General features: G+C 46.1%; 9 protein-coding genes. 6 read left to right on the top strand and 3 right to left on the bottom strand.

Features of this window, described 5'->3' with window-relative positions:
• Positions 1-13 precede the first annotated feature (13 nt).
• Entirely contained in the window at positions 14-820 is an 807-nt protein-coding gene (locus QWY16_RS06975; protein WP_300992241.1) for a cobalamin-binding protein, read from the top strand.
• Positions 821-1,442: 622 nt separating this feature from the next.
• Here QWY16_RS06975 and QWY16_RS06970 read toward each other — a convergent pair.
• Complete coding sequence (locus QWY16_RS06970) at positions 1,443-2,327, bottom strand: YflT domain-containing protein (protein WP_300992240.1); 885 nt, start codon at positions 2,325-2,327, stop codon at positions 1,443-1,445.
• A 476-nt stretch (positions 2,328-2,803) separates the two neighbouring features.
• Here QWY16_RS06970 and QWY16_RS06965 point away from each other — a divergent pair, with 476 nt between their 5' ends.
• Positions 2,804-3,073, top strand: a complete 270-nt coding sequence (locus QWY16_RS06965; RefSeq protein WP_300992239.1) for a hypothetical protein — start codon at positions 2,804-2,806, stop codon at positions 3,071-3,073.
• A gap of 45 nt (positions 3,074-3,118) precedes the next feature.
• Here QWY16_RS06965 and tyrS read toward each other — a convergent pair whose 3' ends face one another.
• Entirely contained in the window at positions 3,119-4,384 is a 1,266-nt protein-coding gene (tyrS, locus tag QWY16_RS06960; RefSeq protein ID WP_300992238.1) for a tyrosine--tRNA ligase, read from the bottom strand.
• A 401-nt stretch (positions 4,385-4,785) separates the two neighbouring features.
• Between tyrS and QWY16_RS06955 the strand changes: the two genes are divergently transcribed.
• Positions 4,786-7,770 (top strand): transglycosylase domain-containing protein, encoded by a 2,985-nt coding sequence (locus tag QWY16_RS06955; protein ID WP_300992237.1) that lies wholly within the window; start codon positions 4,786-4,788, stop codon positions 7,768-7,770.
• 73 nt (positions 7,771-7,843) lie between these two features.
• On the opposite strand, the gene acsA is transcribed toward QWY16_RS06955, so the two are convergent.
• The gene (acsA, locus tag QWY16_RS06950; RefSeq protein WP_300992236.1) at positions 7,844-9,562 is read right to left on the bottom strand and encodes an acetate--CoA ligase; all 1,719 of its coding nucleotides are present in this window, start codon (positions 9,560-9,562) and stop codon (positions 7,844-7,846) included.
• Between the two features lie 167 nt (positions 9,563-9,729).
• Between acsA and QWY16_RS06945 the strand changes: the two genes are divergently transcribed.
• From QWY16_RS06945 to QWY16_RS06935, 3 genes are read left to right on the top strand one after another with little or no spacing between them, the layout of a single operon-like run.
• Positions 9,730-10,362 carry a GNAT family N-acetyltransferase gene (locus QWY16_RS06945; RefSeq protein ID WP_300992235.1) on the top strand — a complete coding sequence of 211 codons (633 nt, stop codon included), beginning with the start codon at positions 9,730-9,732 and terminating at the stop codon, positions 10,360-10,362.
• Positions 10,363-10,383: 21 nt separating this feature from the next.
• Positions 10,384-11,028 (top strand): acetoin utilization AcuB family protein, encoded by a 645-nt coding sequence (locus tag QWY16_RS06940; protein ID WP_300992234.1) that lies wholly within the window; start codon positions 10,384-10,386, stop codon positions 11,026-11,028.
• A complete protein-coding gene (locus QWY16_RS06935; RefSeq protein WP_300992233.1) occupies positions 10,998-12,176 on the top strand; it encodes an acetoin utilization protein AcuC in 1,179 nt (392 codons plus the stop codon). Before QWY16_RS06940 ends, QWY16_RS06935 begins: the two co-directional genes overlap by 31 nt.
• The last annotated feature ends 1 nt before the right edge of the window (position 12,177 follow it).

Below are 12,177 nucleotides of genomic sequence, written 5' to 3'. Positions count from 1 at the left end.
GGAGGTGCAACTCATGAGAATCATTTCAATTTGTCCCAGCAATACTGAGGTCCTTGCTTTCATTGGCGCGGAACATTTACTGGTGGGGATCGACGATTATTCTGACTGGCCGAATCACGTGACAAGTCTGCCGAGGCTTGGACCTGATTTGTCTATTCGGATGGATGAGCTGGAAGCATTAAAGCCGGATCTGGTGCTTGCCTCACTCAGTGTGCCGGGGATGGAAAAAAACGTAGACGAGCTGGTTCGACGGAAAATTCCTCATTTGGTCTTGAATCCACAATCGCTCTCTGAAATCGGCCATGACATGCTGGCTGTAGGCAATGCATGCGGAATCGACGCTCAACCCGTACACGCTGAATTTCTTTCAATCATCGGGGAAATCAAAAACCGCTCGTCACTGGCCAAAAACCGCCCATCACTTTATTGGGAATGGTGGCCGAAACCCGTTTTCACGCCTGGCAGCGTCAATTGGCTGACCGAAATCAGTGAGATTACTGGGGCCCGCAATGTGTTTGATGACGTTCCATCGGCTAACTTCCAAACCGACTGGGAAGATGTATTGCAACGGAACCCCGATTACATCCTTCTTGCCTGGGTTGGCATTATGACATCTAAAGTAAAACCAGAGTTAGTCCGGAAAAGGCCCGGTTGGAATTCGATGAACGCTTATGAAGAAATCCATATCATGAAAGAAGAGCTGTATTGCCGCCCTTCTCCGCGGCTGATTGAAGGAGCAATCCGTCTAGGCAAACTAATTCATCCTGAATTGTTCGAAGACATGGAATTGCCGAAGTTCATACTTGAAAAGCAAGCATAGAAAAATGATTTGGCACCTTTCAACTCCATATAAAATGCGCAGCCCGGGTACCGGGCTGCGCATTCAGGCTGTCGAGAAACTCTTATTCTCTTCTTTCATTTCGCTCCAGGGCGGACGCTTTCCGTGGGGTGTGGCCCTAAGCCTCCTCGCTCGCTGCCGCTCCCTGCGGGGTCTCAGGACTCACACTTTTCCCACAGGAGTCGCCGCCTTCCGCTGCATTCAGCTTCCGTTTGACACCTTTAGAGTTTCTCTGGAATAGGGAGCAGATTCGGAAGCTCTCTATTGTTTGTACCCGCTTTCTAGATATGAAGCCAAACAGCGGCGAAAACCGTACTGTCTCTGCATCGCTTCGTTAGCTTCGAGACATGAAAGTGCGCTGCTCCTGCATCGTTTCGCTGCTTCATCGCAAAGACGTGGCCTCACAAACCTCGGCCACAAAACATGTGCTCCTGCGCAAGCTCGTCGCAAAGCCATCGTCCGAAGTAGCTTCGGCCAATGGCTTCGCAGCTGGTTGGCGGAATATCGGTTAAGGGATGATACCTAATACAAATTTCAATTTTCTCAACAAGCTAAATGCGCAGCCCAAGTATCGGGCTGCGCATTTTATCTTCTATATTTTAAATTACAATCCTGCCTGACCTCTTTTATTCGGTCCGCCTAAATCATCTTCTAGATCGGCATTACTGTCACTGCCTAATGGTGAGCTTTTATCGCCTCTTGTTGTGGTGCTGCGCTCACTGCCGATCAATGGATCCTGATTATGATTTAACGCAGTGCTGTCTCTGATCAGTCCGGTATCTGCATCTCGATCACTGGTATACGTTTCGCGGGTAATCCCAGAATCTGAGTCACTTGTAAATGCATCTTTGGTCGAGCCTATATCTGCATCTCTTCCGCTTGTGCTGGTAAAGGAGTCCCGGTCATTTCCAAGACGTGAATCGCGATCATTATTTATAATTGAATCTCTTTCTAATCTAGTATCGGTTTGGTCGCTAATATATGTTTCACGCGTGACGCCGGTTCGCGAGTCACTGCCGCTAATGAACGCATCACGATCATTGTGGTCAAGAATTGCGCTGCTGTTATCATCCACTAAAACTAAAATCCGGCCTTCATTAAACTGGGTTTCGTATTCCTGCGCCTCATCTTCCGGAATCCCCATGCCGATCAAACCACCAGCAAGACCGCCGACGCCAGCGCCCGCTGCCGCTCCAGTTAACCCGGCCACAATTGGGCCTGCCGCTACGATCGGGCCAATGCCAGGTATAGCCAAGGCTCCGATTCCAGCAAGGACTCCGCCAAGGCCGCCAAGCGCACCTCCCGTTACTGCTCCTGTTGCCGCGCCTTCTCCTGCATGGGTGCCGGTTTCTCCTGTTACATTATCGATTTCTTTTTTGTCTTTGCTGAGAACTGAGATATCTTCAGAACGATACCCTTTTCTTTTAAGATCTTCAATCGCACTGATTGCTTCATTTTCAGAATGGTAAGAACCAACTACTTTTGACATTCCGTAACGCCTCCTCAGTTTTTGGTGACTCAAAGCTATCCTACAACTTCAAAATACCCTGAGGTCTTTCTTTTAAACATGGCAGGCATGACTCCGTGCTATATTTAAAACAGATGTAATACGAATGTTACCGGCACGACATTGTTGTATCTTTAGAGCTTCTGTCGATGACTTTAATCTATCAGCCAGAAAGGTTCCCCGAATTAATGCTCATGTTAAATGACTGTCATGAGACAGCCGCTTCATACAGATTGCTGTAACTTTTCCTGTTCATTCCAGTCTACTTCTGAAAGACTTAAGGAGGGATTCCCATTATCAGGAACTTTTCAATCCTCATTACTTTAGTTTTATTAGTCACCGGCTTTACTTATTTTGCTTCACCTCCATTTCCAGCTGTCAAAATCGGCACCAGAAATATACAGGCAACCGCTGGATCTTACTGCTGGGACAGCTTCTTAAAATCCGAATGCGTCGACATGGGCTACGCTTCTCCATGGGAACAAGGACATCAGAAAGCCTTGGCAGAAGTCGATGCTCAGTCGAAAATCACTTTGTCATTCACCAAAGAACCTTTATCGGAAAGCTTATCTATTGAAGTTTGGACTAGCGAAACAGAAACCGCTGAAGCTTTATTTGAAAAAGGCAGAATCACCGCACCAAGCGAACCCGGCATCTATGTCTATCATTTTTATGCCAGCTGGGAACAAAGCAGCCGAAGTTTTGCTTTTCCTATAAAAGTGAATTAAAAAAAGCCGGGAAAAATCCCGGCTTTTTACTATCTCCATTAAGTTTTATTGAAACTGTACCATATGATATTTTTTCTTGCCGCGCCGTACAATGGCAAAGGCATCTTCCAAACGGTCTTTTTCATCTACGACATATTCCAGGTCGGTCACTTTCTCTCCGTTCACTGAAATCGCCCCGTTCGTCACGTCTTCTCTGGCCTGGCGTTTTGAAGAAGTAATCCCCGCCTCAACGATCAAATCAACAATGCTTTTGGGTTCTTTCACCATTTCAACAGAAGGGACATCTTTGAACGCCGCTTTCATCTCTTCGGCCGATAAGGCTTTCAAGTCACCGCTGAATAATGCTTTGGTAATACGCTGCGCGTCTTCAAGCGCTTGTTCTCCGTGGATGAGTTTGGTCATCTCTTCTGCAAGAACCGTTTGGGCTTGGCGCAGATGTGCTTCTGCTTCCACAGCTTTTTCAAGCACTTCGATTTCGTCGCGGCTGATGAATGTGAAGATTTTCAAGTATTTAATAACGTCGGCATCCGCGGTATTGATCCAGAACTGGTAAAACTCGTACGGTGATGTCTTTTTGGCATCAAGCCAAACTGCGCCACCGGCCGATTTCCCGAATTTTGTACCGTCCGCTTTTGTTACCAGTGGAATCGTAATGCCGAATGCTTTAGATTCTTCATCATGGGTTTTGCGGATCACTTCAAGCCCTGAAGTAATATTGCCCCATTGGTCAGAGCCGCCGATTTGGATGCGGCAATTGTAATGGTCGTACAAGTGGTTGAAGTCGATCGCCTGGATCAGTGTGTACGTAAACTCAGTAAACGAAATGCCGCTTTCCAAACGGGACGCCACTGATTCTTTCGCCAGCATGTAATTAACCGAAATCAGTTTTCCGAAATCGCGTAAAAACTCAATCACGCTCATTTCGCCGATCCAATCCCGGTTGTTGACCATGCGTGCCCCATTTTCTGACTCAAAGTCGAAAATCTGTTCCATTTGCACTTTGATCGCTTCTACGTTTTTATCAATCTGTTCAGTAGATTGAAGCTGGCGTTCTTCGTTGCGGCCGGAAGGATCTCCGATCATTCCAGTAGCCCCTCCAACCAGCAAAATCGGCTGATGGCCGTGCATCTGGAAACGGCGCAGCGTCAGCAGCGGCACGATATGCCCAATATGCATGCTGTCAGCAGTAGGATCCACTCCGCAGTACAAAGAAATTTTCTGTTCATCAAGCAGTTTTTCCATTCCTTCTTCGTCTGTTTGCTGGTACAGCAAACCTCTCCATTTTAAATCCTTAATCAATTCGTTACCCATTCCAATTCCTCCTCTATAAAATAAAAAAGCACTAACACTCACACAAGCCCAAGAGGCTGTGTGCTGGGTCTGGACAATAAAAAAAGTCCCTGCATGAAATTCATGCAGGGACGCTTTTGCGCGGTACCACCCAGCTTGGAGAAACAGATTCTCCCGACTCTAATGTGCCATACGGGGCACTTCCGTAAACTCCAAGCCTGTAATTCAGCCGCTGCGTTTTGACCGGTTCGCACCATCCACCGGCTCTCTTGACAAAGCTCGCACGCCCTACTTCGGACTCTTCTTCGTTTGAATATGAAAATATATTAGTTAGTTTACTTTAATCTCACACATTGTCAATCTTTTTCGTTGCAATAAAGAGAATATGCTATAATAAAGCCAGATTTAGGAGGAGGATTACAGTGCAAGAAAAGATAAAAAACGTTCTCAGGCAAACTGAAGAAACTTTAAATAGATGGACCTCCGCAAAGTGGTATAAAAGGCTAAGCATCACCACTGGCGTCTTTTGGAACTTGGCCCTTTTGCTGGCCATTATACTGGTAGCCGGCGGGGTTTTTGCCGCTTCAGTAGGAGCCGGATATTTCGCATCTTTGGTGGACGAAGAAAAACTTCGGACCCCTGATGAAATGCGCGGTGAAATCTACAGCTATGAAGAAACGTCCGAGATGTTTTTCGATAATGATGTTTATATCGGAAAAATCCGCACCGACTTGGAACGGAAAGAAACCCAGCTGGATAAGGTTTCAAAAAAAGCGCTTGACGCCGTTCTTGCTACAGAAGACGAGTATTTTCTGGAACATGATGGAATTGTGCCAAAAGCCATTCTTCGCGGACTGTTCCAAGATGTATCAAACTCGGATAGCCAAACAGGCGGCTCTACATTGACCCAGCAGCTTATTAAAAACCAGATTTTAACGAATGAAGTTTCCTACGAACGGAAAGCAAAAGAAATTCTGCTTGCCATGCGGCTTGAGAAATTCATGACAAAAGACGAAATCATGGAAGCTTATCTGAATATCATTCCTTACGGCCGAAATTCTTCCGGAGCAAATATTGCCGGAATTGAAACAGCAGCCAATGGCATTTTCAACGTTCCGGCAAGTGAACTGAACCTGCCTCAAGCGGCATTTATTGCCGGAATTCCAAAAGCTCCTTTCCGCTATACACCTTATTCTTCAACCGGGGATTTGAAAGAGCCCGAAGGATTGCAGCCGGGAATTGACCGGATGAAAACCGTTCTGTTCCGAATGAAAGAAACTGGCTATATCACGGAAGACGAATATAACCAGGCACTTGCTTACGATATCGTAAAAGATTTCCGTACAGACGAACAGCGTTCCTATGAAAAATATCCGTATATCACTGTTGAATTGGAAAAACGGGCGTCGCGCCTCATAATGGATGTGCTTGCTGAAAAAGACGGCATCGATCCGGCATCTCTAAAAGAAAATGATAAGCTATACGAAGAGTATGCTATTCTGGCTGACCGGGCTGTCCGTTCAAACGGTTACCGGATTCACTCAACCATTAACAAAGAAATGTACGACGCACAAGAAAAAGCGAAAAATGCATATAATAAGTATGGAACTACCCTTACAGTAGCATCGGTCAATAAAGAAGGCGAAGAAGAAATGAAAGAACTTCCGGTCCAGGTCGGCAGTATGACGATTGAAAACAAAACCGGCCGGATCTTAAGCTTTGTCGGCGGACGTGACCATGATATAGAAAAGTTGAACCATGCTACACAAGCCTATCGTTCAATCGGTTCTACGGTTAAGCCTTTGCTGGTTTACGGACCAGCTATTGAATTTGGCGCAATCGGAGCCGGCAGTCCGGTTGTCGACGTGAAATTTAAAGTAAATGACAACGGAAAAGCATGGGAACCGGCTAACTTCATCCCGACCAGCGAACAAGGCATTATGCCAGCGCGCGATGCCTTGGCGCAGTCACAGAACTTGCCTGCCCTTCGCTTGTATGGCCAGATTAAAGAGAAAATGCCGATCAACTATTTGATCAATGCAGGCTTCTCGAAAGTAGTTGAAAGTGAAAATTACAATGCTTCTGCTGCTCTCGGAGGCGGTATTGAAGGTTCAGTTGAAGAACTGACAAGCGGTTATGCCACACTTGCCAATGGCGGCAAAAAAATAGAACCATTTATGATTCAACGAATTGAAGATGCGGACGGCAATGTGCTGTATGAACATAAAGCGGAAGAAAAAGAAGTTTACACACCTCAAACTGCTTATATTGTGACAGATATGCTCCGCGATGTATTTGAAACAGACAGAGGTACCGCAAACCGCGCGAATGGATTACTGGAATTTGAAGCTGATTTTGCCGGCAAGACCGGTACAACTCAGGAAACAAGAGATGTCTGGTTAGTCGGCTACAATCCGAATGTGACGATGAGTGTTTGGCTTGGTTATGATCAAGAAAAATATTCACTTGATAATTTCAGAAATACCAATATCCAGCCCTCTACCCGCGCCAATCAGCTATGGGCCAGCTTGATGAACACGGCATACGAAACAAATCCTGACTTGATCGGGACAAAAGAAACATTCAAAGCTCCAGAAGGTGTCGTGACCCGTTCATTCTGCAGCATTTCCGGACTTGCGCCGGGTGGAGGCTGTTCGTCAGGCAGCCTTGTAGCATCTGATTTGTTCAATAAAAATGTCATGGTGCCAAAGAAAGCGGACGACAGCTTAACATCAGGTTCTTATACAACTGTTGACGGCAGCCGTTATTTAGCACTTGACAGCACACCAAGAGAATTTGTAACGAGCGGCGGTTCAGGCGTGTCGCAAGCCTTTATCGACCGGATGCTTGCACCGTTCGGCGGAGATGCCAGCAAGCTGTTTCCTGGAGATTCAAGATTTTCTAAAGTTGTTTCCGGAGCTTCATTGAAACATGACGGAGTCGCCCCAGCAAGCGTCAGCGCCAGCATTAGTGGCACAACCATCACATGGAGCGATTCTCCTTCCAGTGACATTGTTGGGTACCGCGTCTATAGAAGCGGCGGCGGATCATTGGCTTCCATTTCCGAATCCCGCAGAAATTCATTCAAAGTTCCGGGATCCGGCAGCTATTATGTCGTCGCGGTTGATATAACCGGCAAGCAATCTTCGGCATCCAATACGGTAAGTGTCGCAGAAGCGAAGCCAAAGCCTGCTCCGAAAAAGGAAAAAGAAAAAGATACGGAAAAAGAAAAACCTGATACTCCACCGGCAGACGAACCTGAAGAAACGCCGGAAGAACCAGCGGAGCCTGAGGAACCGACGGAAACGCCGGAAGAACCGACGGAACCCGAAGAGCCTGAAGATCCAGCAGACGAACCTGCAGAACCTGCAGAACCAACGGAACCAGAAGAACCTACAGAACCGTAAGCACATGCAACAACTCGATCCACAAAAAAAGTCCTCAGCTGAATTCTCAGCTGAGGACTTTTCAATTAGCTTATTAATCTTCCATAGTCGATAAATCACCTGTCGGCAAATCTAATTCCCACGCTTTCAAGACGCGGCGCATAATTTTTCCGCTGCGTGTTTTTGGCAGCTTGTCTTTAAATTCGATTTCTTTTGGCGCCGCATGTGCAGCAAGCCCTTTTTTAACGAATTGCTGAATATCCTGGGTTAACTCCTCAGATGGCTCATAGCCTTCATTCAATGCGACAAAAGCCTTGATGATTTCCCCTCGCACCGGATCCGGTTTCCCGATGACCCCTGCTTCCGCAACAGCCGGATGCTCAAGCAATTTGCTTTCCACTTCAAATGGGCCTACGCGCTCGCCTGACGTCATGATGACATCATCCACCCGGCCCTGGAACCAGAAATACCCTTCCTCATCCATATATGCCGAATCACCCGATACATACCATTGGTCTTTTAAGAAATATGATTCGTATTTTGCAGGGTTATTCCAGATTTGGCGCATCATGGATGGCCATCCTTTTTCAATTGCTAAGTTCCCCATTTGATTTGGAGGCAGCTCATTCCCTTGATCATCTACAATGGCTACTTTAATGCCTGGAACCGGTTTCCCCATCGATCCCGGCTTAATGGCCATGGACGGGTAATTACAGATGGTTTGAGCTCCTGTTTCAGTCATCCACCATGTATCATGGATTCGTTTATCAAATACTTGAACACCCCATCGCACCACTTCCGGATTCAATGGTTCTCCGACTGATAATACATGGCGCAATGTAGACAAATCGAATTCTTTCACCAAGGCGTCACCGGCGCCCATCAGCATACGGAAAGCGGTTGGCGCACTGTACCAGACCGTTACACCAAAATCTTCGATTGCTTTATACCAGCCTTCCGGCGAGAAACGTCCGCCTAAAATAAGCGTAGTAGTTCCCGTCAGCCATGGTGCAAATACTCCGTAAGCTGTTCCCGTCACCCAGCCTGGGTCTGCTGTGCACCAGTATATGTCCTGTTCTTTCAAATCCAGTACCCATTTCGCAGTCTGATATTGCTGGACCATTGCATACTGGGCATGCAAAACGCCTTTTGGTTTGCCCGTGGACCCAGATGTATAATGCAGCACAAGCCCGTCTTCTTTATCCAGCCACTCTATCTCAAACTTGTCGGAAGATCCGTTAAGGTGCTTCAGGAAATCCACTGTTTGGCTGTCTTCTTCGATGTTTTCCCCGACCAGGAAAATCGTCTTCAAATTCGGCAGGCGGTCATATGGCACACGCGGAAGCAATTCCGGCGTTGTAATGATTGCCTTTGCGTCACTGTCATCCAAACGGTCATAAATTGCGCCTTCCATGAACGCTTCAAACAATGGCCCGACAATCAGCCCCATTTTTAAAGCGCCGAACATCGCAAAATATAACTCAGGTGAACGCGGCATAAAAATGAACATACGATCTCCTTTTTCCAAGTCCGAATGCACTTTCAATAAATTAGCGGCCCGGTTTGTCATCCGCTTCATTTCATAAAACGTGTAGGCTTCATGTCTGTTCTGGTCTTTATAGTAAAGAGCCACTTTGTTTTTGCGATCGGATTCAGCGTGGCGGTCAATCGCTTCATAGGCCATATTCACTTTGCCCGTCTGATGCCAACTGAATTCCTTCTCCACTTCAGCCCAATCAAATGCTGAAGCCACTTCTTCATAATTATGTAGGTGATGCTCCCCTTGTGTTGCTGGTATAGTTTCCACTTTCATCCCAATCATCCTTTCGCATTGATTCTCTTTCATTCTACAACATTCTGACAATTGAATGCGAACAATTTTAACTTTTTAGAAAATGCCCACTTTTTCAAATGAATTTTGGTACTATAATTCCTTTTCATGTATAATATACCTAATTGTACCCAATAGGCGGTGAAAGTATGGAACATAAGAAGACTTATAATGCCATGGAGTTAAAAACAAAACACGGTCCGATTGTCATTGAAGGGCCCATTCCATCGAATGAATTAAAAGCGCTTGAATTTCATGAAGACCTTGTGGCTTTTCGCCAGCCGTCCCAGCAGCATAAAGCCATCGTTGAAATTGCTGATTTGCCGGAAGGACGGATTTTAATTGCCCGTGATCAAAACATGATCGTTGGTTACGTCACTTTCCTATACCCCGATCCTCTTGAAAGATGGTCGGAAGGAAAAATGGAAAATCTTATAGAACTCGGAGCAATCGAAGTCATTCCCAAGTTTCGCGGCAGCGGTGTCGGCAAATCCCTGCTGAAAGTATCCATGATGGATGACACGTTTGAAGATTTCATCGTGATCACTACGGAATATTATTGGCACTGGGATTTGAAGGGCACTGGTTTGAACGTCTGGGAGTACCGAAAAATAATGGAGAAAATGATGCAAGCGGGCGGGCTGGAGTATTATGCCACCGATGATCCCGAAATCAGTTCCCATCCTGCCAATTGTTTGATGGCCCGTATAGGCAATCGCGTCGATCCTGAGTCCGTGCAAAAGTTCGACCAGCTTCGCTTTATGAACCGCTATATGTATTGAATCAAATAAAGGGGTGTTTTGATGCTTATTGAAGAAATTATGAAAACGGAAGTTTACTCGCTGGACCCTAACCAAACAGTTCAGGATGTCGTTGATCTTTTTAACGAAAAGCGGATTCGCCATGCACCTGTTTTAGAAAATGAAAAAGTTATTGGAGTGGTGACTGAACGGGATTTGAAAGATGCCTTGCCTTCCAGATTCTCAGTTTCCCCTAAAATCAATGCTTATGAGAAAAAAGTATCTGAAATTATGGCTAAAAACCCGATAACTGCTCATCCATTGGATTTTGTGGAAGAAACTGCTTTGATTTTCTATGAACATAAAATCGGATGCCTGCCAGTTGTAAGCCAAGACAAGCTGGTAGGGTTTCTCACCGAGACGGATTTATTGTACAAATATATCGAATTGACAGGTGCCCATCAGCCAGGTTCTCATATTGAAGTCCGCGTCCCTAATCGGGCAGGCATTTTATATGAAGTGTCCAAGGTCTTTTACAATCATCAAGTCAATGTATTGAGTGTGCTTGTCTACCCCGACAAAAAAAGCAGCGCCAACAAAATTTTGGTCTTCCGTGTTCAAACCATGAATCCGTTAGCCATTATTAATGACTTACAAAAAGAAGGTTTTGATGTCTTATGGCCAAACACACCACAAATGAACGAATAAAACATGCTGTATTCGTCTATTCAGAAGATCAACTGGGGTATAAATTTTCTGATACGCATCCTTTCAATCAAAAAAGACTGGTGTTGACCGTCGACCTGCTCCGGAAAATGAATGCGCTTCCAGAAGCACTTATTGTGCCTGCCCGCATCGCAACCGATGAAGAATTGATGCTTGCCCACGATCAGCGCTATATTGAAATTGTGAAGCAAGCGAGCCGTGGAGAAATTTCACCGGAAGCTGGGGAAAGCTATGGCATCGGAACAGAAGACACTCCCATCTTTGAGAATATGCACGAAGCCAGCGCCCGCTTGGTTGGTGGGACGCTGACTGCGGTCGATTATGTCATGGAAGGCAAAGCGCAGCATGCTTTAAACCTTGGCGGCGGCCTCCATCATGGATTCCGCGGCAAGGCCTCTGGGTTTTGCATTTATAATGACAGTTCGGTTGCCATTAACTATATGAAAAAAAAGTACGGTGCCCGGGTACTTTATATTGATACCGATGCACACCACGGTGATGGTGTGCAATGGTGCTTTTATGATGATCCAGATGTCTGCACCGTATCCATCCATGAAACCGGACGTTATCTGTTTCCGGGCACCGGCAATATAAATGAGCGCGGCAGTGGACAAGGCTACGGCACCTCATTCAATTTTCCGATAGACGCTTTTACGGAAGATGAATCGTTCCTGGAGATTTACCGGACTGCTATGAAGGAAATTATCGAATTTTTCAAGCCGGATGTGATTTTAACCCAGAACGGCGCTGATGCGCATTATTTGGACCCTCTGACTCATTTGTACGGCACGATGAACATCTACCGGGAAATCCCCCGTATCGCCCATGAGCTGGCTCATGAGTACTGTGAAGGCCGATGGATTGCAGTTGGAGGCGGCGGCTATGATATTTGGCGGGTTGTGCCTCGAGCGTGGTCGCTTATATGGATGGAAATGAACAATTTCCCTCTTCCCACGGGTAAGTTGCCGGAGGATTGGCTGTCCAAATGGCAGCCTGAGTCGCCGGTCCCTTTAATCGAAACATGGGAAGATCCGGTAAATATGTATCAAGCCATTCCCCGAAAAGAAGAAATAACCGATAAAAACCATCAAATGCTGAACAAAGCCTTGTATATGATCCGGAACGGATAAA

The organism is Planococcus shenhongbingii (assembly GCF_030413635.1).
In the GTDB taxonomy this organism is placed as follows: Bacteria; Bacillota; Bacilli; order Bacillales_A; family Planococcaceae; genus Planococcus; species Planococcus shenhongbingii.
Note: the sequence above shows the minus strand (reverse complement) of the source record. Positions and strands in the feature narration are given on the sequence as shown.